Annotated in this window: 18 protein-coding genes; 9 read left to right on the plus strand and 9 right to left on the minus strand. The window is 42.5% G+C overall.

Going from position 1 to position 22,838, the window contains the following annotated elements:
• The first annotated feature begins 18 nt into the window (after window positions 1-18).
• From R8N28_RS05025 to yegS, 3 genes are all read left to right on the plus strand, one after another.
• Window positions 19-444 (plus strand): bifunctional diaminohydroxyphosphoribosylaminopyrimidine deaminase/5-amino-6-(5-phosphoribosylamino)uracil reductase RibD, encoded by a 426-nt coding sequence (locus R8N28_RS05025; protein ID WP_005376542.1) that lies wholly within the window; start codon window positions 19-21, stop codon window positions 442-444.
• Between the two features lie 172 nt (window positions 445-616).
• Window positions 617-1,522, plus strand: a complete 906-nt coding sequence (locus R8N28_RS05030) for a LysR family transcriptional regulator (protein ID WP_005376541.1) — start codon at window positions 617-619, stop codon at window positions 1,520-1,522.
• An 8-nt stretch (window positions 1,523-1,530) separates the two neighbouring features.
• Window positions 1,531-2,433 carry a lipid kinase YegS gene (yegS, locus tag R8N28_RS05035; protein ID WP_065275244.1) on the plus strand — a complete coding sequence of 301 codons (903 nt, stop codon included), beginning with the start codon at window positions 1,531-1,533 and terminating at the stop codon, window positions 2,431-2,433.
• An 80-nt stretch (window positions 2,434-2,513) separates the two neighbouring features.
• Here yegS and R8N28_RS05040 read toward each other — a convergent pair whose 3' ends face one another.
• The 4 genes from R8N28_RS05040 to R8N28_RS05055 all read right to left on the minus strand — a co-directional run bounded on the left by R8N28_RS05040 (window position 2,514) and on the right by R8N28_RS05055 (window position 6,590).
• Window positions 2,514-2,849, minus strand: a complete 336-nt coding sequence (locus R8N28_RS05040) for a YgiW/YdeI family stress tolerance OB fold protein (RefSeq protein WP_065275245.1) — start codon at window positions 2,847-2,849, stop codon at window positions 2,514-2,516.
• Between the two features lie 15 nt (window positions 2,850-2,864).
• Window positions 2,865-3,512: an AcfA family outer membrane beta-barrel protein gene (locus R8N28_RS05045; RefSeq protein ID WP_054574626.1), complete on the minus strand. Its 648-nt coding sequence runs from the start codon at window positions 3,510-3,512 to the stop codon at window positions 2,865-2,867.
• A gap of 165 nt (window positions 3,513-3,677) precedes the next feature.
• Window positions 3,678-5,291, minus strand: coding sequence for a VRR-NUC domain-containing protein (locus tag R8N28_RS05050; RefSeq protein WP_065275246.1), 1,614 nt, complete (start codon window positions 5,289-5,291; stop codon window positions 3,678-3,680).
• Between the two features lie 66 nt (window positions 5,292-5,357).
• Window positions 5,358-6,590, minus strand: coding sequence for an OFA family MFS transporter (locus R8N28_RS05055; RefSeq protein ID WP_065275247.1), 1,233 nt, complete (start codon window positions 6,588-6,590; stop codon window positions 5,358-5,360).
• Window positions 6,591-7,167: 577 nt separating this feature from the next.
• Between R8N28_RS05055 and R8N28_RS05060 the strand changes: the two genes are divergently transcribed.
• On the plus strand, window positions 7,168-7,524 hold the full coding sequence (locus R8N28_RS05060) for a hypothetical protein (protein ID WP_005376535.1): 357 nt from the start codon (window positions 7,168-7,170) through the stop codon (window positions 7,522-7,524).
• Window positions 7,525-7,627: 103 nt separating this feature from the next.
• Here R8N28_RS05060 and dcuC read toward each other — a convergent pair whose 3' ends face one another.
• Window positions 7,628-8,995, minus strand: coding sequence for an anaerobic C4-dicarboxylate transporter DcuC (dcuC, locus tag R8N28_RS05065; protein ID WP_005376528.1), 1,368 nt, complete (start codon window positions 8,993-8,995; stop codon window positions 7,628-7,630).
• A gap of 359 nt (window positions 8,996-9,354) precedes the next feature.
• The gene (locus tag R8N28_RS05070) at window positions 9,355-10,479 is read right to left on the minus strand and encodes an acyl-CoA desaturase (protein ID WP_005376527.1); all 1,125 of its coding nucleotides are present in this window, start codon (window positions 10,477-10,479) and stop codon (window positions 9,355-9,357) included.
• A gap of 271 nt (window positions 10,480-10,750) precedes the next feature.
• Here R8N28_RS05070 and R8N28_RS05075 point away from each other — a divergent pair, with 271 nt between their 5' ends.
• Window positions 10,751-11,299: a GNAT family N-acetyltransferase gene (locus tag R8N28_RS05075; protein WP_005376525.1), complete on the plus strand. Its 549-nt coding sequence runs from the start codon at window positions 10,751-10,753 to the stop codon at window positions 11,297-11,299.
• Window positions 11,300-11,388: 89 nt separating this feature from the next.
• Here the strand turns inward: R8N28_RS05075 and R8N28_RS05080 are convergent, their stop codons facing one another.
• Window positions 11,389-12,006, minus strand: a complete 618-nt coding sequence (locus tag R8N28_RS05080) for an HAD family hydrolase (protein ID WP_054577832.1) — start codon at window positions 12,004-12,006, stop codon at window positions 11,389-11,391.
• Window positions 12,007-12,369: 363 nt separating this feature from the next.
• Between R8N28_RS05080 and R8N28_RS05085 the strand changes: the two genes are divergently transcribed.
• A complete protein-coding gene (locus R8N28_RS05085) occupies window positions 12,370-14,415 on the plus strand; it encodes a response regulator (protein ID WP_065275248.1) in 2,046 nt (681 codons plus the stop codon).
• Between the two features lie 103 nt (window positions 14,416-14,518).
• Here R8N28_RS05085 and cqsA read toward each other — a convergent pair whose 3' ends face one another.
• Together cqsA and ylqF are read right to left on the minus strand one after the other, a co-directional pair.
• Complete coding sequence (cqsA, locus tag R8N28_RS05090; RefSeq protein ID WP_017635350.1) at window positions 14,519-15,700, minus strand: alpha-hydroxyketone-type quorum-sensing autoinducer synthase; 1,182 nt, start codon at window positions 15,698-15,700, stop codon at window positions 14,519-14,521.
• A gap of 337 nt (window positions 15,701-16,037) precedes the next feature.
• A complete protein-coding gene (gene ylqF / locus R8N28_RS05095; protein ID WP_065275249.1) occupies window positions 16,038-16,982 on the minus strand; it encodes a ribosome biogenesis GTPase YlqF in 945 nt (314 codons plus the stop codon).
• A 447-nt stretch (window positions 16,983-17,429) separates the two neighbouring features.
• On the opposite strand from ylqF, the gene R8N28_RS05100 reads away from it, so the two are divergent.
• The 3 genes from R8N28_RS05100 to R8N28_RS05110 are packed head-to-tail and all read left to right on the plus strand — an operon-like array spanning window position 17,430 to window position 22,834.
• Window positions 17,430-21,095: an ATP-binding protein gene (locus R8N28_RS05100; RefSeq protein WP_206958804.1), complete on the plus strand. Its 3,666-nt coding sequence runs from the start codon at window positions 17,430-17,432 to the stop codon at window positions 21,093-21,095.
• Complete coding sequence (locus R8N28_RS05105; protein WP_065275251.1) at window positions 21,079-22,245, plus strand: EAL domain-containing protein; 1,167 nt, start codon at window positions 21,079-21,081, stop codon at window positions 22,243-22,245. The genes R8N28_RS05100 and R8N28_RS05105 overlap by 17 nt, the downstream gene beginning before the upstream one ends.
• Window positions 22,238-22,834, plus strand: coding sequence for a response regulator transcription factor (locus tag R8N28_RS05110; protein WP_017635347.1), 597 nt, complete (start codon window positions 22,238-22,240; stop codon window positions 22,832-22,834). Before R8N28_RS05105 ends, R8N28_RS05110 begins: the two co-directional genes overlap by 8 nt.
• Window positions 22,835-22,838: the final 4 nt, after the last annotated feature.

Genomic DNA, 22,838 nt, shown 5'->3' on the forward strand with positions numbered 1-22,838 from the left:
TTAGAGAATAGAGTTTAAATGAGCCAAGAGTTTATGCGCCGCGCATTGGAAGTGTCCAAAAATGCGCTTCCTGAATGTCAACCCAACCCGCCGGTTGGCTGCGTGTTAGTGAAAGACAATCAAATCGTTTCTGAAGGTCATACTCAAGCGATTGGTGGCAATCACGCGGAAGTGGAAGCGCTGAATGCGTATCAAGGCTCGTTAGAATCGGTGACGGCATACGTTACGCTGGAACCGTGTTCGTTTGTTGGTCGCACGCCAGCTTGCGCGGTGACATTAGTCAAATCCGGCATAAGCAAAGTCGTCGTAGCCATATTGGACCCCGACCCACGCAACAGTGGTCGAGGTATCGAGATTCTAAAACAAGCAGGTATAGAGGTAGAAACTGGTTTATGCGGCGAGGAAGTCAGCGAGTTTCTTACCCCTTACCTAGGCAAAGCCTAAGTCAAGCTTTACGTTGCACTATGGTGCCAGTTTATGTGGTGAATGAAGTGCGTCAAAATTGAGTTAAAACTCATTAAAACAAGCGATACCGCCCATTTATTGCACTTGGCTACGTGAAGGATCATGCTGTTAGATTAAAATAGAGAAAGTGACTTTTGAAAAATTTAATAGCATGAAACCGACCGACCTTAATCTTATTCCCATTTTCACTGCCATCTATGAAGAGCGTAACTTGTCTCGGGCGGCGGCGCGTTTAAACATCACCCAGCCTGCGGTGAGTAAAGCGCTAGCAAGGCTACGTGATATCTACGATGATCCATTGTTTCATCGTTGCGTTAAAGGTGTCGAGCCTACCTCGTTTGCGATGGATATTTATCCTGCTCTTCTAGCTTCAGTACAAAATTTCACTTCGACATTATCGGCCTCTAGTGAGTTTGACCCTAAAGTGTCGAATAGAGTGTTTTCTATTGCCTGTGTGTCCGTTGCAAGTTTTGAGTTGCTACCTCAAGTCATGAAACAAATCCGTGTGTCGGCGCCAAATGTTGCATTAGAAGTACATCCGCTTTTTACGGAAGATTTTGAAAGTGATCTGCGGTTACAACGATACGATTTGATCATTGATATCACACCAAGAGCAAGAACGGTGCTAAAACTGGAAACTGTACTTACGGAGCGTTTGGTGGTGGTATGTAGCGAAGCGCATCCCCGCCTGAATGACGAGATTACGGCTGAACAATTTTTTGAAGAAGAACACGTAGTAGTTTCGCAGTGGCAGAGTCGTAAGAGCCTGTTAAACGCCGATGACATTGTCGACTTGGATAAGAGAAAGATTAAGTATCGAGCCTCAGGCGTACTAGAAATGCTCCCAATTATTTGTGGTAGTGAATACATTGGTTTAATGCCAGAGTCGATGATCAACTTGTTCAATAACACCTATCATGTTAAATCTTTATCAATGCCATTTGATGAACAAATGTATGAGCTTTGCACAATCTGGCATCCTAGTCGCACAAACGACAGCGCCCATCAGTGGTTGCGTTCACAGATTAAGCAAGCAGGAAAAGTCATCAACCAATAGGAAGTGCAATGAAAAAGACAATACGTGCCATCCTTAACGGAAAAAAAGCTGGGAATCCAGAGTTAAGAGATGCAATCATGAAAATGAGAGACAAAGGCATCGACGTACAGGTGCGTGTGACGTGGGAATCTCAAGACATGCCGCGGCTAGTAAAAGAAGCGGTTGATGAAAGCATTGAACGTATTGTTGTCGCTGGTGGCGATGGGACCGTCAATGAGGCGGCTTCTGCGATTATTCAAATTGACGAAGAAAAACGCCCTGAGTTAGCCATTATTCCCCTTGGTACCGCCAATGACTTTGCTACCGCTATTCAAGTACCTAATTCCATTAAGGCGTCTTTATCTCTTGCTGTTGAGGGGCAGTCCGCTTTGGTCGATTGCGTCAAAGCGAACGATCGCTGCTTTATTAACGTGGCAACAGCAGGGTTTGGCGCAGAAGTTACAGCAGAAACGCCTGTTGAACTCAAAAACTTTCTTGGCGGTGGAGCTTATACGCTAACTGGTGTTGTAAAAGCACTTGGCTTTAAACCATATGACGGAACAATAACGATTGAAGGTGGTGCGTATCAGGGAGAAATGTTGCTCGGTGCGTTTTGTAATGGGCGCCTTGCTGGAGGTGGGCAAGAGTTAGCTCCAAAAGCGATGATTAATGATGGGCTGATGGATCTAACATTGGTGCGCCCATTTTTACCTCATGAGCTGCCTAAAGTAATCGACGAGATCAATAACCCGAGTGAGAAAGGAGAGTTTGTGAAGTACACAAGAGCAAGCTGGTTGGAGATAGACTTCCCGAATCCATTACCTCTTAATTTAGATGGAGAACCCTATCATTCGAGAACCATTAGATTTGATGTTCAGCCTAAGAGTATACGATTAGTCGTACCGCAAGATTGTCCTTGCTTGACTAGCTAAACGAGCGTTCTCCATGATTATTGCTTAACACAGCCACTAAAATGTGGCTGTGTTGCTTGTGTTGAGGTATCGTCAACTTCTTAACGTTTTTGAATGGTCTCAACGTCTATTTGCGTAGTTGTCCAATCTGAATCAACCTCTCCTCGAATCATTACGGTATCTTTTGGTGTCACCTCTTGACCCATCCAATGTTCGTTGTCGATCTCTACTTCGATCTCACCAGTGTTGTCTTTGAACAAGTAAGTCTCGTTACCAAATGATTGAACAATATGCCCGGTTAGCACTACAGCGCTGTCGTCGGTTGCGTTGCGCGCCTCTTTCACCGCATTGATTGCACTGACTTCTGGGCCATTAAACGCGGCGAAAGCCGAGCTTGAAAGTAGGGCAAGCATGGATGTTAACAATACTCTTTTCATTATCCTCTCCTGATATTAGAAGTAATAAGTTGTGCCTACATTAAAGGATGCAGTGTTTGCGTAGCTGTCTAGTTGGTATTTTGCGTTTACACCTATGGTGAGCTGCGGGAAAATTCTGTATTCCGCACCCACTGAGAACATTGCGCCTAGCTCGTTGTTTTTCTCCGCGCTATGGAAAAGCGTGTTGGTCATTTCCACATCGTCGTTCGTGACAAGTTCGTATTCTTGATGTTTAGAAACCTTGGCGTTGTATTCCGTGTACGTTAGACCCGCTTTGAATTTTGTTGTCCATTTATCATTTAATGCATAGTTAAACACAGGAGCCAACGACACTTGCTTGGCTTTGATTGACGCATCCCAATCCATTTCATGATGGTAATCTTTGCCATCGATTGACTTGATACCTAGGTTTTTTGAACGACTATCATCAAGGTCAAACTGGCTGTAACCCAGTTCCAATGCCCAGTTGTCATTAAATGCGTAACCGACAAAGCCTGAGAAAATACCGTCTTCAAGCTCAGGGTTGAGTGTTACGTTGTCAGTTGAAAAGTGAGGTTCCAAATCATGGTCAGTGGTGCCTAGTCCATATTCCAGACCTACATAAGGAGCCGCAGATACCGAAACTGAGCAGGTAACAAGTAACGCAAGAAGTGTTTTGTTCATTTTATTTTGCCTCTTCAAATCAACTTAGTGAGTAGAAGCGCATTTTGTGTGAAGAAGCGTGAAGCGATCGTGAAGAAACGAAAAAATGTTTAGAAAAAAGAGCAAGGGGCGATAACCGAGGGGCGGTTTGAGTGAACAAACACCAAGCTCTTTATATAGAGTAAGTTAAGTTGCTGCGACGTAACACACCGCAAACGGGACATTAAGGCGAGTAAACTCTTTGATCCAACGCCATTGGTTATCCTGGAGTTTATCGCCAGGGCCTTTCACTTCAATCCACTCGAACTCGTTTTCTTTAAAAGCAATGAGATCCGGCATCCCATTACGGTAAAGCTTAAGGTCGCTCAATTGTATTTTGAACAGCGCCATCAGCATATTGGTTGGGATAGTGTTGAGTGCTGTTTCGAGTAGCTCTTTACTTATTAAATTCCAATGTACAAATGGATTACTGATGCCAAACTTCTCATCGTATTTTGTCAATAACATCTGGGTGTTGCCCGCTTCTAGTTCGGCAAAAGCGGTGTCTATCAAAGCTTGGCGCTTGGTAACAAAATCCGAGTGATATAAATCTAAAGGACGGTGTTGATAAGCGTTAATGAATGCCCCTTCAATAGGAGCAAAAATCGCATCCCAAAAAGTGAGACCAAGTAATGCATTAAGCAGTGCATTTTCGGCGTAAAATACAGTCCAGCCTAAGGACTCAAAATACGCTTTGCTGGCGAGTTCGACTCTCTGTTGAGATAAATCCAGTTCAAGGCGGTATTCCGTACAGGTTGGCTTCGTCACTCTTGGCACTTTCTCGCCTTGTTTTCGTTTTAACCGTTGCTCAAGTTTTTGTGCAACTTCGAGCTCAGACACATCGATCGGTGAGTTAAGCATATCTGTGACAATGTCACAAAATAAATCATCATGGTTTAATTTGTCATAGATACGTGCGCGTCGTTCTCGGCTCGGTGTGAGTTGAGTTTGGCCAAATAGAGATAGGGCGGTCTCTAGATCATTAAGCCGTTCGTAATCACGTGCTATGTCATTCAACATGTGCTCGCGTTTACGATCTACGTAACGGTGTTTAACGGGCTGAGGCATTGCCTCAATTAATAAGTCGAGATTGGCTTTGTCTTTTCGGTCAAATTGCCAGTACAGGTTGGCCAACTGGCTCAGTTCAATTAAACGGTCTATTTGCTCACGTGAATCAAAGAAACGGCGCACTTTACTCAATTGATATTGCTCGAACTGATGCAAAACTAAGTCATCAAGCACAAACTGACTTAAGTCTTGATGGGTGTTGGCAAAAAACAGAGTGAGCAACACGTCGATCATATGAGCTGAATTGAGTTTGACGATCGTAAACTCAAGCTTCTCTATACGATCAAATTCCGCATTACTCAAACGTTCGACAAGGGCGTCTTTCTTGAGTGATTTCGGCAGTTCGGGATAAAGCGCAGAGATTTCTGGTTTGGTCAGTAAATTGGCCGCTAACTCTTGATGAGAAAGGGGTGGGGAAAGGGCTACAAACTCATGTTGACTCAATTCCGCCAGCGCTTCATTGATAGAAGGTATTTCTTGATAACTCAGTTTATCACTTCGAAACCAACATCCCTTTCGGCTGTATAAACGTACCAAAAGGCACTGGGCGTGTTTGCTCAAAGAATCAAACGAGCAAAGCCATGCGTGTTCTTCCTTGGTCAGTAAATCGCTGTACCAAGTTACTGCGTGATGAGTCAGCTTAATGAAGTTCTCTAGATAGTAGTCTGGTGCAAGTTCGATAGGGCTTTCCATAAACGACCGATAACAAAAAGGCTTAACCCATAGGTTAAGCCTTTTTGTTATCAAATCAATTCGCAATTATGCGTTTTTTAGCTGTGCTACTTTCGCATCAGACAATGGCTTAGTGATGAACGCAAGTACGATACATACTGCCATCATTGCTGAAGAAATTGTGTAAGCCAAGGTGTAGCCGTCGCCATTTGTCATCGAGAAACCAACAACCGCTGCGCCGATTGCACCACCGATACCCCATGCTGTGTAAAGCACGCCGTAGTTAGTGCCGTAGTTTTTCAGACCGTAGAACTCAGCCGTTAGAGTAGGGAATACCGCTAGAAGTGTGCCGTAACCTACCGCTGCGATTGCTGTACCGATGATCAGTGTAAACTCAGAGTCGAACGTCGCGAACAGCACCATGTTTACGCCTTGTAGAACGAACGCAAGTAGAAGCGTACGAACACCGCCGATTTTATCTGCAAGCATACCCGCGGCAACACGACCGCCAGAGTTAAATACAGCAAGAATAGATGCTAGGTAAACCGCGTTTGGCAAGTTTGCTTGAACGCTTGCGATTGTCGTGATGTTACCAATGATCATTAGACCAACAGAAGCTGCAAACGCGTACATGATCCATAGAGAGTAGAACTGTGGCGTTTTCAACATTGCTTTCCAAGTTAAGTCATCTGACTTTTTCACCGCTTTAGGTGCTTGGCCTTCTTTTACTTTAGGCTCCGCAGGTGTGTAGTCTGCTGGTGGGTTGTTGATGGTTGCTGCAAGAGGAACCGCAATCGCTAGGATACCAAAACCAAGAACCATAAAGCTAGTTTGAATGCCCATGCTGTCTATTAGCGCAGAAGTTACTGGCGCAAGGTAAATAGCCGCTAGACCAAAACCTGCCGCAATAATGCCGTTAACCATACCTTTCTTCGAAGCGTGGAACCACTTCATCGCAGAAGGTGATAGGCATGCGTAACCAAAACCGATACCTGCACCTGTGATCACGCCGAATGTAATGTTCAACATTAGTGGAGAGTTCACAAAGCCAGAAGCGATCATGCCCAGACCTGTAAGAACAGTACCTAGGATAAGGATCATTCGAGGGCCCATGCGGTCTTGAAGAATACCTGCAATAAGAAGACAGATAGAGAAAGTGATGGTTGCAGTTGCGTAAGGTGCAGAAGCTTCTGCAGCACTCCAGCCTGATTCAGTTACCAGTGCCTTGTTGAATACACTCCAAGCATACAGGATGCCAAGACAAAGGTTGATACAGAACCCTGCTAACAGGATGCGCATAGCTTTATCAATCTTGCTCATTTTTATTCTCAGTTTTTCCTCTTATTGGCAATGCCGCAAAGAAGGTTGGTTTAAAGATGTTTTTTCTCAAAATTAGTTTGCGTTTTTCAACGTTTAACGCAATGAGCGCGGATTATAACCAATAAATATGTGATTGGAATCTCTTTTTACGGTTACTGATAAAATAATTTGCAACATTAAAAGTGGATGTGAATTCATGGTTTTGTATGTAGTAAGAACGTTGTAAAAAAGTGACATTTTTTTGTTCACTAATAACGAATGATGAGTCAAGAGAGAGAGGTTTTACGCTGTTGAGTGCACAGTTCACATTTCAAATAAAAAATTTCTAAATGTTTCCATGTTAACCATCTGTAACAAAAATGGCGAATTTATCATCTGACTGTCGTAAGTATCAGATGCAAAGGGTTTCCTAATTTTTAATTGTTAACCTTTTGTAATAATTGAAGCTGATTAGCTTTTATGTACATTAAGTGAGCAAAAAAGTAACTTGTAATTGCTGATTTTAGGCGCAGAATATAGTGAAAAATGAGTTTTCATTTATGAAGGGATGCTTTTTAGATTTGTTGTGAGGTGACTTATGAAACTGTTCCTATTACTCATGGCTTCGGTATCCGCTGGTATCGCATCAGCAGACCACATCCATTCATTTATGTTGGGCTTATCTATTGCTTCTTTAGCGGTAGGTAGCTGTTATTTCTTCGCATTTCGCAGCTCGCGCTTTCCACAGCTTGCTTTATTCCTACTCATTTGCGGTATGCTTTCTAAGTTGACGATAACCGTAGTCGGTGTGATGTGGGGAATGTCCGCGGAATTAATCACGTCTCCAATCGTATTCGCACTTTCATATTTATTCTTTTCGCTTGCCGTTACCTACTTATGGTTTAGCTACAGAGAGAGTATCACTAAGATTCCTGACCGATTTAAGTCAGCGTAAATCAACACATTAGAATAAAAAAAACGCCAGCACATTTGCTGGCGTTTTTAATTAAACGTAATTTTGTTCGGATATTGCTTTTAGTTTGATCGTGGCAATACCGTTAGGCACTCATTGGAACAAGCACCATAGTACCAATAATCACCGTGATAAGGCCTGCTAGAACTGGAACGGATGTGCGTTTTACAACCTCAAACGGGCTGATGTTTGCCATACCTGATGTCGCAACGATTACGCCAGATACTGGTGAGATAGTACGGCCTAGGTTTGATGCTTGAAGCATCGGGATAATTAGGAAAGCAGGGTTTAATCCCATTTTCGCAGCCAAAGATGGTGCTAACTCCACGAACGCATAGAAAGGCGCGTTGCCCGAACCCGTTGCAATTGCTGCTGCAACTGTCAATGCAGTTAGAATAAGCATTAAAGCAACGCCGCCTGCACCAGCATTATCTGCTAGATGAAGTAGGTTATCGATAGCTCCGATAGACATCAGACCTTGTGCAAAAACCCCTGCGGCAACCAAAAGCATCACAACGCCTTTGAACGCGTCAGCCATGCCTGCGTAACAAGAATCTAAATCTTCTAGTGATTTCTTACCATCGAACTTATTTACAACATAATGGATCAGAGCTCCAAGGAAAATCGAACCAACCACAATAGTGTAGATGTCTAGACTAAGTCCTGGAATGGTACGACCGTTGAATAGGAAAACGCCGATGATAGGTAGAAAAGGAAGAGCTGCATAAAACGCTGGTGCGTCAGCTTTGATCTCTGATACATCAATTTTTTCCATTGGTGTATTTTCTTTCTTATCTAAGTATTTGTTCCAGAAGAACGCTGCCGCTGCCATGACGATGATTGCGCAAATAGAAACAGGCAACACAGTTTGTACCGCAAACACATCAAGCTCTAAACCAGACTTTTCTGCTGCGATAACAACATCACCAGAAGTAGGAGAAAGGATGATTGCCGCTGGAGAGGCACACACTGCAACGGCTGCTGGACGAGAAATGCCCATCGCGACCATCATTGGGAATAATGTCGCCATTAATAGTACGCCAAGGCCTGTTGCAGAACTTACCGCAAGAGACATTAAACACGCCACAATGTAAGCCGCTACCAAAAGGACGTAAGGAGACTTGATGACAGAAAGCGGTTTAGAGAACTGTTTCACTACCACGTTGTTCGCGCCGATATGAGTCATGTATGACGCAAAACCACAAAGCAGCATGATTTGCATACCAAGACCGCCACCGCGGTATTGAAGCATGTATTTCACGTATTCAAGCGCATCTGTCACCATGTTACCAGTTGAGGTGATTTTTGACGGCAGCACGTCGTGCCCCAAAACGCCAGTCATAAGAAGTAAAGCAATACCAGCGGTCAGTAACACGCCCGCAGCTTTATAGCCTTTGACAATAAAGTAACCCACCGCAATGGTAACCACTAAGCCAATTAAGAGCTCTAACATAGGGATCTCCGAATGTTATGTAAAAAAGAAAGAAACTGTTTCAGTTTATGACAAGGAATTTACAGAATTCTTAGCTGTGGCACGAGACAAATATGGGGCTTGCATGATCTGAGACAAATAATAATTTAATAAATAATTTCGTTAGATTGTATTGTTGGAATTTGGTTTTCTAAGTGTTATGTGCTGGTTTGAAGCTATTTATAGGAAGGAAAATATGACTAGGAAAGTGAATGAATAAAGAGTGAATTGATTCACAATAGGAAAAAGACTTTACTCAGTAAGCAATTATTGGAAAACACTCTTCACAACAAAAAAGCTTCGCCGAAGCGAAGCTAAGTAATCGTAAGAATGAGGATAAACTATGCGTATCGACGAACCATAAGGTTCCAACTACGCTGCTGCCGTTCGAACTCTGCTTTAATTTGCTGGTACTTCATTTTCGTTACAGAACATTCGTATTTTTTTACCACACTGGCAGTTTTGGCACCGAGTACTTCTTTGCGCATCTCGTAGTATTCCTGCATGTGATGAACTAAAGTATCAAACTCGTGCTGTAGCTGATCGAGGATTGTTTGCGTGTTCGGTTTCGATTCTAGCTTTTCTCTTGCTTTCTTCAAAAGTTGACTCGCACGGGCTTTTTCAATTCTAAATGTAGGCGTTGTGCGCAACTTAGATGTGAGTCCTAGCCAAGAACATGACTTTATCAACCACTTCGTTGGGTCGTAATGCCACCAATACACGCCATTGCGATAGTCATTCTCGAAAATATGATGGAAATTATGGTAACCCTCTCCAAATGTGAAAAAGGCGAGTACACCATTATCGCGAGCAGTGTTTTTGTCTGTGAAAGTTTGCTTACCCCAAATATGTGCGAGGGAGTTAATGAAAAAAGTTGTATGGTGACTCATAAAGAGTCGAGCTGCACCAACGACCAATAACATCCCCCAGATATCACCGTAGATCAGTCCTAGTATGACTGGGAAACCAATATTAGTCAGTAGGGCAAGTGGAACATAATACTTATGCTGCCACATGACGATTTTGTCGCGCTTTAGGTCACGGCAGTTTGTATATTCGTTTTCCTTTGATTTATTGTAATCACGTAACATCCACCCAATGTGAGAATACCAAAAACCCCGCTTGGCTGAGTACGGATCTTTATCGTTATTGTCGACATGTTTGTGATGCACACGATGATCAGAAGACCAATGTAATGCACTATTTTGCAAAGAAAATGCTCCTCCAATCGCAAAAATGGCGCGCAAAATAGGATGAGCTTCGTATGTTTTGTGGCTCCAGAGACGATGATAGCCTGCTGTAATAGAAAGGTTAGTAAAACTAAATGCAATCACTCCCCAAATTAGATGTTCCCAACCCAGTCCAAAATGATATGCATACCAAGGCATTACAATAAAAGTCAGAACAAAACTGGCAGAAAATATTAATGTATTCAACCAGATAACAGGTGGTTTGTTTTGAGTCACAGGTGTATCCCTAACTTTGAGCTAACAACTGTTCGCCAGAATATCAGCGTACACATGTAAGTCAAATTAAAGTTAGACAAATGTGACTATTCCTTTGGGTGTAGATTAAGGAACTTGATGGGATATTTTGCTTTTAATTGAATAATGAGTAGTATTAAAAAATGAGCTCTGGCTTAAGGTGTATAAAATCTGCCAAGAAACAAGTGTTATAAAGGTGGAATATACCGAGACTCTATAAAGAAGCAAAAATGTAAGAAAATAGGAATACGTAATGGATTTACGATTAGCGGAATATAAGGACTACGAGCGCATTGCACATCTTCATGCGGATAGCTGGAAGCGTCATTACCGTGGCATTCTTAGTGATAACTATCTTGAGAAAGAAGCGATTGACGACAAACTACTGATTTGGCAAACCCGTTTGACCAACCCACCATTCAATCAGCACATTGTCTTGGCGGAGGAGGGAGGTTTGCTACTTGGCTTTGTTTGTGTGTTCGGCAACCATGATTTCGAGCGTGGAACCTTTATTGACGCATTGCATGTTGATGACAGTTACCGTGGTCGTGGGATTGGTAAGCAGCTATTACTTGCTGTCGCAGAATGGCAACAGCAGTACTTTAAAGACACAGGTCTTTATTTAGAAGTTGTGTCGCAAAACATTTCTGCGATTGAATTCTATCGCCACATTGGTGGACAAGAGGATCAAGAGCGAACTTGGCGCGCACCTGATGGCAAAGAGGTGTTAGAAAAAGTATTCCGTTGGAAGAACGCCCAGTCATTAGTTAGTGGGATTGAGGAAAACGTGATTTACTCCTAACCTAGCGTTCTAAAACATTAGATAAGAGCAGTCTCAACACTGCTCTTTTTTGTTTATGCACCCTAACGTTATGTTTTATTAAAAGCTTTCTAGAAGTTAACCCCCATGGCTTTTAGTTCGAGCTCACATTGCTGAGCATTTTCAAACTGAATAGCAGCCATGCCAACTGCTCGGGCACCTTCAACATTGTAAGGCATGTCATCAATAAATACTGTCTCTTCGGGGTTAAGCTGATAATTTGAAAGTAGAGTTTGGTAGATCTCCGCTTGTGGTTTTAGTAATTGAACTTCAGAAGAGATGATTGCTCCATCAAACAGTGGCCAAAACTCATAGGTAGTACGAAGATGTTCCACAATTTCGTTGATGTTGTCTGTGAGCGCATATACGCCATATCTGGCACTTTTTACTCGTTTTAACAGCTCTATACTGCCGTAAAGTAGTATTTGAGTGTGTTTTACATAATAAAAGAAGCGGTCCATTTCTTCCGTCGTTACTTGGTGTTCACGTTGATAACGCTGTTTTGCTTCCCTTTCGGAGATCGTCCCTTTATTTAAATCTTTCCAGATTTGTGATGAAAATAGCATCTGAGCCATTTTCTCTGATTCTACGGAACCACCAAATGTTAAGCGAACGATTTCTACTGGAGACCAGCGTACCAACACATTACCTACATCAAAAATGACATTTTTTATCTGGACAGAATTCATAACACACCCCAAGCCAATTGTTCTTCACCACGCTATATGCGGTGAGTGCTGTTTTTGAATCGTTGGAAAGTCGTGCCAAAGGCGCGACTTAAGTTTCTTACACAAAATGAGATTAACATCCAATTGGATACAGAGCGATTATCGCAAAATTGCACTAAACTATATGCAACTTTGTTTATTTGGTTGTAAATCAAGTGTAGCTGTCTTAAAAGATTGAAACTAAAGATAAGTATTGCGAGCTGTTTACGTCATTTCGCGCTGCTTATAAATGATGATTAATATATAATTAGTTAATAATAAAACGATAAAAGTGAATCAAAATCACACTATTGTGCGTCAGGCGGAGTAAGCAAAACAGATTATATGGACTCGATACGTAAGGTTTATCAATATGCAGAACCAAACCTAACTCTCGTTGGCTGGATGGGGTTTCTTGGCTTTCCGCTGTACTACTTTGTCTGGGAGTTTGCCTTTCCACAGGCTTATGAAAATTTATCTCTTAGATTGTTTTGCTCGTTATTGTTTTTCGGCATCATTTTTAGAAACCGCTTATCATCGACTTGGAGAGATTATGTTCCTATTTACTACCAAGTGACGATAACGCTGTGCTTACCGTTTTTCTTTTTTTATATGTTACTGATGAATGACTGGTCCAATGTATGGGTTATGTCGTTTATGTCTGCAATTTTCTTACACATTTTACTGGTTCATGTTACTAGGGTCATGTTTGCTCAAACCTTTGCTGGGATAGGTTTAGCAACATTCTTCGCTTGGGTTGCAAAAGGGTTCCATCTTGACTTGACCATGGATTGGACTCATGTGCCAATCTTTCTGTTTATTTATGTCTTCGGTAATTTGTTCTATTTTCGTAACCAAGTTGAACATGAAGCGAAAGTCTCGCTGGCAAAATCATTCGGGGCAGGGATCGCACATGAAATGCGTAACCCGTTGAGTGGGCTTTGCACTTCAATAGATGTTATCCAGTCGATCTTGCCCAACATGAAAGAGGCAGGAAAAGAGCAGTACGTCATGAGTGTAGAGGATGTCACCTTATTACGTGAAGTGAGTCAGGATGCAATGAACATTATCCAATCGGGTAATGAAACCATCGATTTATTGCTAACTTCGATTGATGAAAATCGAGTTTCTCGTTCTAGCTTCAAAAAATATTCAGTTCACTCGGTCGTTGAACAGGCAATTGAAAGCTTCAGTTATAAACGTGCCACTGATCGGTTTGCCATATCGCTGGATGCGAGAAGTGAGTTTGAGTTTCTAGGTAGTGATACATTACTTAAATACGTTATGTATAACCTCTTCAAGAATGCCTTCCATCACCGTAAATCTGAAGATTTTCACATACATGTATCCATGATAAGTTCAGAACGCTTTAATCAAATTGTTGTAACCGATAATGGTGCTGGCATTGCTCCTGATGTTCTACGCAATATCTTTCAAGACTTTTACACCACTGGCAAATCAGGAAGTTATGGTTTGGGTCTACCGTTTTGTAAAAAAGTCATGCGTTCATTTGGGGGGAACATTGAGTGTCAATCTCAGTTAGGGGAGTGGTCTCAATTTACGTTAACTTTCCCACTAACGACATCTGATACCGTTACTGAAATCAAAAACGATCTGACTAAACTCAAAACCATTCTAACGGTGACTAGCCAAGATATCTTGGTGTCTAAAGTAACAGATATTAGCCGTTTTATGGGCTTTGACTCGACGATTTTAGATGCCAACCAAGTACTCAAAAAGAAAGAGTACGAGTTCGAATTCGATCTGATTTTTATCGATCTTGAGAGCTTAGATCCAAGAGCAAACCAATTGGATAGATTAGAATCTCTCTTGTCTTTCACTGAAGCACGCATAGTTTATCTTTTTGAGCATCATCCGACTCAGAGAGCACGTAAGGCTGCATATGAACCTATTTGGATCGAAACGCAAGCCTGGTTATTGAATACTAAACCAACTATTGAGCGTCTCTTATATGATTCAAGCTATGTACCGACACCAACGGCCTCGGTGACGTTAGATAATTCAAATAAGCGCACAATTATGGTCGTGGATGATAATGAATCTTTGCGTAAATTCACGGCAATGTTACTTGAAAAGCAAGGCTTTGAAGTGATTCAGAAAGAAGACGGGCAGCAGGCTCTGGATACACTAGAGCAAGAAGATGTTGATCTCATTCTGATGGATATCGAAATGCCAATTATGGATGGTGTAGAAGCGTCTAGGCGAATTCGAAGCTCGGATAAAAACTATGCGTCGGTACCTATTATTGCACATACAGGGGATAGTTCACCTGTCACGTTGGACAAAATTGGGTCTTCGGGTATGTCTGACTTCATCGTAAAACCGGCGGATAAAAATCGTTTGTTCGATAAAATCGCAAACTGGATCTAATCATTCGCGACTTGTTTTCTTGAGGCGAGTTGCTCACAACGAATAACACGAATAAAGAGCTCAGCAAAACTGTTGAGCTCTTTAGTTTTATCTACACACTAACTTACACAAACTCTAAGTCAGGGTGTGCAAATGCTTGTTGGCAGACAGTGAGTACATGATCAACTTCAGCAGCTGTCATGTCTGCATTGACTGAAAAACGGATGATGTTTTTGTTCCTTCCAGTTGCAGGGCGGCAAAACACTGCGCCGTAAACATTTCGCTCTTCGAGAAAGTCGCGGACTCGCTCAGTGTTTCTCTCGTTACCACATTCTAATGCGATAATTTGTGATTCACTGCGAATAGTAAATCCAATGCGTTTTAAACCAACGGCTAAAGACTTGGCTCTTTCAAACAGAATATCTCGCTTATCATCTGATTTTCTTATGACGTCCAGTGTTTTCTCTAGCCGAATGATCTCTTGCGGTAATACGGTAGAACTAAATATTGCAGGGTACGCCACAAATGGAAGCGTCTTCGCCAGTTTTTCTGGGCCTAAAATCGCGCCAGCACGATAAGCAAATGTCTTGGCAAGACTAACGGTAATAAAATCTACCTTATGAGTTAAGCCAAGACCCTGCAGTATCCCCGCACCTTGTGGACCGTGTGTACCTAAAGAGTGTGATTCATCTACAACCAGGCCGCAGTCAAACTCCTGTGCTATTTCGTAGATATCACGTAGAGGAGCGATGGTCCCGATAGTGCTGTAAACCGAATCCACAACAATGATCCCTGAACCGTGACGTGAAATCTGTTTTCTTAGGTGACTGGTGTTGTTATGCATGAACGGATGAATTTGTGCTCCGGCAATACGTGCGCCTTCCCACAAAGACATATGTGCAAAGAAATCAATGTACACAGGTATGTTCGGTGCACAAATAGTCTGCAATAAACCGACATTCGCAGCCCAACCAGATTGAGAAAGTAGACAACTAGGCATACCAACGAAACTGGCTAGTTGCGTTTCAAATACAGGTTTCGATTCATCGTCTTGTAAGAAAATCGCGGACATCACGACGTTGTCATCGTGCTGGGAAATCGCATCACGATGCGCGTTTTGAATCTCCTTATTATGAGACAGTGCAAGGTAATCATTGCTTTGCAGGACAACGGCATTACACGGTGGGCGTTTACCAAGAACAAGGTGTTTTTTGTTCTCATTCGGTTCGATTAGATCTTGAATATAAAAATCTAGGCGTTCCTCGATAAAGGAGGGAAGTGGTTTGCTTTGTATAGTTTCACTCATAATAAATCTCTTCTTCATATGGAAAAACGCCAGCGCTGACACTTATTCATATTGCGGATTTTGGGGAGAGTGTCACTAACCAGGTTGCATAAGTTTGCAGACCCTTGCAAACTCGACATTTGAGGGTTGGATGGTGGCTGTAACTCTATAGGGGCCCGGGGTCTAAACTAGTTTGTGCTTAAAGTTTATACGGCGATTTTTCGGTGTTTTTTCGTGCTTCATATCTGGGATTTTGGATGAGGAATATAAAGTTTGAAAAGTGAAAAAAATGGGCGCATTAGATAACAAAAAAGGCGCGAAAATCGCGCCTTGAAACATGAGTAGATAAGAGACAAGCTTATCGCTTATTACGTAAATAGCGCTTACGACGCTCTTCTTTACGCTTCGCTTTCTCTTCTTCTTTACGGGCGGTTTCAATCTCGACTTCAATCAGTTCTTGAGTGATCATTTCTGGGCGTTCTAATGTAATTTGGCCCAAAGTGCCTTGACGAAGTTCGTGCAATAAGATCTCTGATACTTTGTGCAAGTCAACACGTCCACCTGCACGTAGTGCACCGCGGCGACGACCAATTTCTTCCATGATCTCGATATCTGATTCTGGAAGCTCTTCAATTTGATAACGCTCTTTAAGCTTGTCTGCATAATGAGCTGCTAGGTATTCAATGGTATAGAATGCGACTTCGTCATATTCCATCGCTGTATCTTTTACCGCGCCGGTAGCCGCAAGGCGGAAGCCACTGTGTGGATTTTCCACTTTTGGCCATAAAATTCCTGGAGTATCAGATAATACGATGCCATTTTGCAGGTTGATACGTTGTTGACGACGTGTAACCGCGGGTTGGTTACCTGTTACAGCGATTGTTCGACCTGCGAGGGCGTTAATGATCGTCGACTTTCCAACGTTTGGGATGCCCATGATCATGGTGCGAATGTTTTTACCAATTTCTTCTCGGTGTGGGGCAAGTTTGCGGCAAAGCTCCATGATTCGATGCACTTCTTGTGGTTCAGAAGTCGTGATCGCCATTGCTTTTACATGTTGCTCTTGCTCCAAGTGCTCAATCCACAGTTGAGTTAATTCTGGATCGGCCAAATCACGTTTGTTCAAAACTTTAACGACAGGTTTGTCACCACGGATTTGAGAAATCAAAGGGTTTTCACTACTGAAAGGAATACGAGCATCCAGTACTTCGATGATCACATCCACTTGAGGGATTGCTTCTTCGATCTCTTTACGTGCTTTGTGCATGTGGCCAGGAAACCACTGGATTGAGTTATTAACCATTTGAATTTAATACCTTAATTTTTCTAATGCTCCAGCGGTTGTAAAAGTAGCAATGTGAATCTTGAGTGACACAATACTAGAACGCATTTTCTAAAACTGTGTTTACTTCAAGCTGCTCGAAACCGCGGAGTTGAGCTTTCTTTCATGTTAATACGCCAGTTTATCATGGAATGATGATGAATCATTCAAGATGAAAGTAAAAAGCTATGGCGTGCAAACCTAAAAGCACACATCCCTTATGTATACCGACTCGCAGTGAATATCCGTCTGGGTGAGAGACCGAACGCAAACACTGTGTAGTCAAAGGTGGATTGTGTTGTCAGATTGTTCTGACGAATTTTGGTTTTTTGGTTTTATATCAAAGCTTTATTTTTATTTCGCTATTGAGCGAAGTTTGACTTTTATCTGACAAAAACTAGTCTGAGCTTCCATTCAGAGGAAGCAGTCATGCTCAGTATTCTTAGAAGTATTACGGTATCGTCCGTCGCCTTAATTTTTTTAGCGAGTTCTTTTTGCTCAACTGCCAAACAGAGTCCTAAACCGAAGGTCATCGTTGGTGTTATTGCGCAAGACGAAGCTAAAGACTCGTTTGACGGTAGCGTTGGTCCTTCGTACGGAATTAGTCTTGAGTATTTGTCTAACATTACTAAAGCTTTGGATTATGAGTTAGAACTTCGGACTTACAAGCATATTCCGTCTTTACTTGCGGATGTCGAAAGCAAGAGGATTGATGGTGCGGTTGGATTTAGTAAAACAGCAGCAAGAGAAAAGCGTTTCTTGTTTTCGATGCCTTTTTTTTCGAGCACTATCGCTGTTTGGTATCGGAATGCCACTTACCGAGATAGTGATGCGCGTGATCTTAAATGGGTGTGTGTTGAGGGCAGTGTATATTGTGACAACCTCACTGAACGCGGTATCGATAAGATACATTACGTTAAAACACGTTTAGAGGCGTTTAATGAAGTTAAGCGAGGTAAAGCGAACGCGCTGATTTACACTTATGTTGGTATTACCCAATATTTGGATTTGAATGACATTGTAAAAGGGGTTGTCGATATTCCCAGTTGGTTGAAAAACGAAGAGGTGAGTTTTATCGCTTCGTTGGACAAACAACGTCTGATCGATGACATCAACAAAATCCTTCAGTGGGAGCAAAATGGAAAAAACATTCGCTCCGTCGCCTCGAAAAATCCTTACCATATCAGTGATAAGTTATTGGTAGATTACCGACGTAATCATCAAAACAAACTAGTGATAACTTACAGCAGCAGTGACGAAGCTTATCCGTTTCTCTACCGAGATTCGCAAACGGGTGAGTTAGACGGTTTCTTTCCAGACTTCATCGACTTATTGCAGTCTCGTACTGGCTTGAGCTTTAAGTATGTGAAACCGACGTCGAGCCTTTCCAATGGATTAACGGCATTTGATGCCGATATAGTCCCCATCTCTTATGTGGGTGATCTACCTAAGTCAGACTGGTTGTTCACTAAACCATTCATGCACAGTAATTACGTGGCTATCCAAGCGGAGCAGAGCAAGCGCGATAAATCTGCACTGAAAGAAGCGGGTATTCTGCTCACTTTGAAAAAGCAAGGGTTAGTTCATTTGGGCACTTGGCAGCAAGGCCAAGTTGATCATTATGATGATTTGAAAAAGCTGCTTACCGATTTGAAATCGGGCGTTTTGGATGTGGCTTACATTCCTGACGACATCGTTCACAACATGATTGCACAAGATCAAGTCGATGGCTTGGTGATCAATGCGGAGGACGTTTTGACGTTCTCTAATGCATTTGCGGTTGCAAACCACAATACACAACTTCAACACATGTTGAACAGCATCATCGAAACCATTGATTCTAACGAGATCGAAAAACTGCTGCGTTCTCACCGAAGCTTCAAACTGACTTATGGCTATGACGCGGAGCAGATCGCTACATTTGTTGTTGCTGGTTCATTCATATTCTGTCTCATGTTAATTGCGGCGTATTTCATCTTATCTCACATGCGACTTAAAGTGAGGTTAGCCGAATTTAATGCTGACAATGAGGAAGCGGAAAAGCAATGGCTGATGGACATAATCAAAGAGATCAATAGCTTGGTTTTTATCCATAGTGAAAATAACCATATGGAGATGAGTAATTGTGCCAACTACAACAGTAAACAGTGCCAACAATGTAAGTTGAAAAGTGATTCTACGCACGCTCCTCTGGTGAATAATTTTGATGAACTGACCACTGTTATTGCTGGAAAGCGTGTTTCAGAAGAGGTTGCCTCATCGGGCTGTGAACTTGATATTAAACATGTATATCGAGAACGCAAAGTCATCGCTTCTCCTAGCGGTAAGAACAAGTTTGTACTGACTGTTATTCAAGATATTACCCAGCAAAAAGAACGTGAGCAGGCGTTAATCGATGCGCAAAAAGAAGCGCAAACCGCGGTACGTGCGCGCGAAAACTTTTTGGCAACCATGAGTCACGAATTAAGAACGCCATTGTCGGCAGCGCACGGCATCCTCGATCTTCTAAATCACCAAGTGACGGCAGATTCAAATCGCGAGTTAATTGCCCAAGCCATACGCTCGCTCAATCATTTGAATACGCTAGTAGACGAAGTACTGGATTATTCAAAGTTAGAAGCAGGGCACTTAACCGTCGCCCCAGTTAAGACTGACTTGCTTAAAACCTTGTGCGATGTGTTTCGAAGCTTTGAACCACGAGCGCTCGCGAAAGGTTTGGATTACAAAGTGACAATCAAACCATTTTCGAATGCTTTCATTGAAATCGACGCGCTGCGATTGGTGCAAATTACCACCAATCTACTCTCCAATGCGGTGAAATTCACTGCGGAAGGCGAGGTTGGAATCAGTGTCATTCTTCATGAAAAGCAGCTTATCTTGAAAGTGGCAGATTCAGGTATCGGCATGACGGATGACCAACTCGAAGGCATTCTCAATCCTTTTGTTCAAGCGGATGACACTATTACGCGTAAATATGGCGGTACTGGATTGGGGCTAAGCATTGTTGACCGATTGATCGACTGCATGGGCGGCGTGCTCTGCATCGATTCACAATTTGGCTTGGGCACGACGATTACCGTCAGACTGCCAATTGAGCATTGCGACTCTGAGCCAGACGTTTGTTTGAACTGGACGTATAGCGAGAGCTTACCACTTAATGTTCGCCAGTGGTGTGACGCGTGGAAAATGCGTCCAGCGACGTTAAAAACAATGGTGGCGAACCTTCACCCTATACACGACAGCGATGCCAGTTTTAATGGCCTAATGCTGCGTGACGAACAAAGGGTACTTGGCAGTCTTACGCTAAGAGAGATTCAATATCCAGATACATTGTTCAATTTGCTCAGCCAAACGCAGCAAGAAACCAAGCTTAGTGACGTAAATCAAGAAGTGGTTTCTTGGGTTCTCGGCACGGTACTGGTCGCAGAAGATAATCCCATTAACCAAAGTGTGATAGCAATGCAGCTTCATGAACTTGGAATCGAACCTGTCATTGTGAATAACGGCCGCGAAGCATGGGAATACATCAACCAAGATGAAAACGTTGTGTTGCTGCTGACCGATTTTCATATGCCAGAAATGGATGGCTATGAGCTTGTTAGGCACGTGAAAAACTCCGAATTTAAAGCAATTCCAATCATCGGTGTGACAGCAGAAGATGCTCGTCTTGCCATTGAACGTACACAGGATATCGGCATTGATGATGTGCTCTACAAGCCCTATGACCTTAATCAATTAAAAACCGTTTTGATTCCATTTATTGGCGAAAAAGAGAGGGGTAGGCTGCCCGGCTGGATTAAACGGTTCAAAGCACAGGACGCAAAAGAGATTGCGCGCGTGTTTAGTCAATCAATGTCTACAGATATAAAAAACTTAAACGCCGCATCGACTGAGCGAGACAAAAAACGGGTCATTCATGGCATCAAAGGAGCGGTTGGGGCGATAGGGGTAAGCATGCTGGCTGAGCTTTGTATTGAGGCAGAACGAGTTACTGCTGCGGAGTTTGACAGGCGAACAGCGGAGCTAATTTTACGAATCGAGCAGGAGATCGAAAACATAAACTATTGGGTAGAGACAAATGAATACACAATTTAATGTGATGGTGATTGATGACCATCCGCTACAAACCACAATACTCACGCAAATATTGGATCGCTATTGCGCGCAAGCCATCCCCTTTAACTGTGTGGATGCTGCTATTCAGAGTGTGCAGGAACAACATTTTGACGTAATTTTTTGTGATATCCAAATGCCCGGAAAAGACGGCATCGATATGATGGAAATGCTCGATGAAGTCCAGTACCAGGGGCAAGTTGTACTGGTCAGTGCCATGGAATTGACCATTATTTCTGCGGTAAGAGCCATGTGCGAGGGATTTAGCTTTGAAGTATTAGGGAAGCTACCCAAGCCATACGATGAAAATGAAGTCGTTGATTTGTTACGTAAAATAAAAGATGAAAAAGCGAAACAAGTCAGCTTTGCGCAACCTATTGAAGTGGAAGATCAAGAATTCCTGTTTGCTCTGGCTGAAGGGCGCGTGAAAAATTATTACCAGCCTTTAGTCGATGTGCAAAGTGGGGAAGTGCTTGGGTATGAAGCGCTCGCGCGTTGGAATCATCCTATTTATGGTGTGTTACCCCCTCATTATTTTTTGCCAATTGTAGAGCGTTGCCGCCTTTCAGGAGAGTTGTTTCAAGCTGTATTGAGTAATGTTATCTATGACATGAAACACCGAGGATTGACGCAAAACGTATCCATCAATGTAGACCATGAAAATTTAGAAGATACGGCGTTCTCTCATTACTTTTTACAGCAATGTTTAGAGAGCGAGATTGACCCATCACAAATCACCATTGAAATTACAGAGCGAGATACATTTCAGACTAGCGCGTCCCTGTACAAGAATTTACTCAAGTTGAGGATGAACGGTGTCACTGTCTCAATAGATGATTTTGGCACGGGGTCATCGACGTTTGAAAAACTGGCTCAACTGCCATTCAACGAGTTAAAAATCGATCGTTCGTTTGTACAAGGTGTCGAATGCGACATCAAAAAACGCAACATCGTTGTTGCTATTTGCGCGTTAGCGAAAAGTTTGAATATACGACTGGTCGCGGAAGGTATTGAAGACGAAGTCACATTGCAAGCGATACGTGAGTATGGCATTGATCTTTGCCAAGGCTTTTACATTGATAAACCCATGCCACTAGAAGCCATAACCATACTAAATGAAAGATATGAATAAATTGAATTACTTGATCTTTGACGATCATCCTCTCGTTTGTGTTGCGATCAAGTCGTTGTTGGAAGAGTTAGGGAAAACAAATGGGGTATTTACTGCAACATCAGCGAAGATGGCATTACAAATATTGAAAAAGGAAGAAATTCAACTGTTGATCTTAGATGTGAACTTGGCAGATTGCGATGGGTTTGATTTCTACAAACGTATCAAATCCCATGGTTATGAAGGCAAAGTCATTTTCTTCTCCGCTGAAACTAGCCAAATGTACAGCCAAATGGCTTTTCGTTCTGGCGCTGATGGCTATGTGTGTAAATCGGAAAATCACGACATTCTTAAAGACGCGATAGAAGCGGTAGAGAAGGGGTATACCTTCTTCAAATTTAAGCAAGTTGTTAACAGCGTTCGAGAAATGCCACAACTTTCAAGCAGAGAAAGTGCAGTAATGAAGTATTTACTACAAGGAAAGTCCAATAGAGAAATCGCTTCAGTGCTATCAATAAGTGATAAAACAGTCAGCACATACAAACGCCGTCTATTGGATAAATTTAACGTAAAGAACATTGTTGAGCTAACAAGAGTGGCGGGGGCGTAAGACC

The organism is Vibrio sp. Vb1554, from assembly GCF_033344235.1.

What these genes read in the sequence shown, in the direction of transcription:
- R8N28_RS05025 (WP_005376542.1), top strand. Translation starts at nt 19, where the DNA reads ATGAGCCAAGAGTTTATGCGCCGCGCATTGGAAGTGTCCAAAAATGCG.
- R8N28_RS05030 (WP_005376541.1), top strand. Translation starts at nt 617, where the DNA reads ATGAAACCGACCGACCTTAATCTTATTCCCATTTTCACTGCCATCTAT.
- yegS (WP_065275244.1), top strand. Translation starts at nt 1,531, where the DNA reads ATGAAAAAGACAATACGTGCCATCCTTAACGGAAAAAAAGCTGGGAAT.
- R8N28_RS05040 (WP_065275245.1), bottom strand. Translation starts at nt 2,849, where the DNA reads ATGAAAAGAGTATTGTTAACATCCATGCTTGCCCTACTTTCAAGCTCG.
- R8N28_RS05045 (WP_054574626.1), bottom strand. Translation starts at nt 3,512, where the DNA reads ATGAACAAAACACTTCTTGCGTTACTTGTTACCTGCTCAGTTTCGGTA.
- R8N28_RS05050 (WP_065275246.1), bottom strand. Translation starts at nt 5,291, where the DNA reads ATGGAAAGCCCTATCGAACTTGCACCAGACTACTATCTAGAGAACTTC.
- R8N28_RS05055 (WP_065275247.1), bottom strand. Translation starts at nt 6,590, where the DNA reads ATGAGCAAGATTGATAAAGCTATGCGCATCCTGTTAGCAGGGTTCTGT.
- R8N28_RS05060 (WP_005376535.1), top strand. Translation starts at nt 7,168, where the DNA reads ATGAAACTGTTCCTATTACTCATGGCTTCGGTATCCGCTGGTATCGCA.
- dcuC (WP_005376528.1), bottom strand. Translation starts at nt 8,995, where the DNA reads ATGTTAGAGCTCTTAATTGGCTTAGTGGTTACCATTGCGGTGGGTTAC.
- R8N28_RS05075 (WP_005376525.1), top strand. Translation starts at nt 10,751, where the DNA reads ATGGATTTACGATTAGCGGAATATAAGGACTACGAGCGCATTGCACAT.
- R8N28_RS05080 (WP_054577832.1), bottom strand. Translation starts at nt 12,006, where the DNA reads ATGAATTCTGTCCAGATAAAAAATGTCATTTTTGATGTAGGTAATGTG.
- R8N28_RS05085 (WP_065275248.1), top strand. Translation starts at nt 12,370, where the DNA reads ATGGACTCGATACGTAAGGTTTATCAATATGCAGAACCAAACCTAACT.
- cqsA (WP_017635350.1), bottom strand. Translation starts at nt 15,700, where the DNA reads ATGAGTGAAACTATACAAAGCAAACCACTTCCCTCCTTTATCGAGGAA.
- ylqF (WP_065275249.1), bottom strand. Translation starts at nt 16,982, where the DNA reads ATGGTTAATAACTCAATCCAGTGGTTTCCTGGCCACATGCACAAAGCA.
- R8N28_RS05100 (WP_206958804.1), top strand. Translation starts at nt 17,430, where the DNA reads ATGCTCAGTATTCTTAGAAGTATTACGGTATCGTCCGTCGCCTTAATT.
- R8N28_RS05105 (WP_065275251.1), top strand. Translation starts at nt 21,079, where the DNA reads ATGAATACACAATTTAATGTGATGGTGATTGATGACCATCCGCTACAA.
- R8N28_RS05110 (WP_017635347.1), top strand. Translation starts at nt 22,238, where the DNA reads ATGAATAAATTGAATTACTTGATCTTTGACGATCATCCTCTCGTTTGT.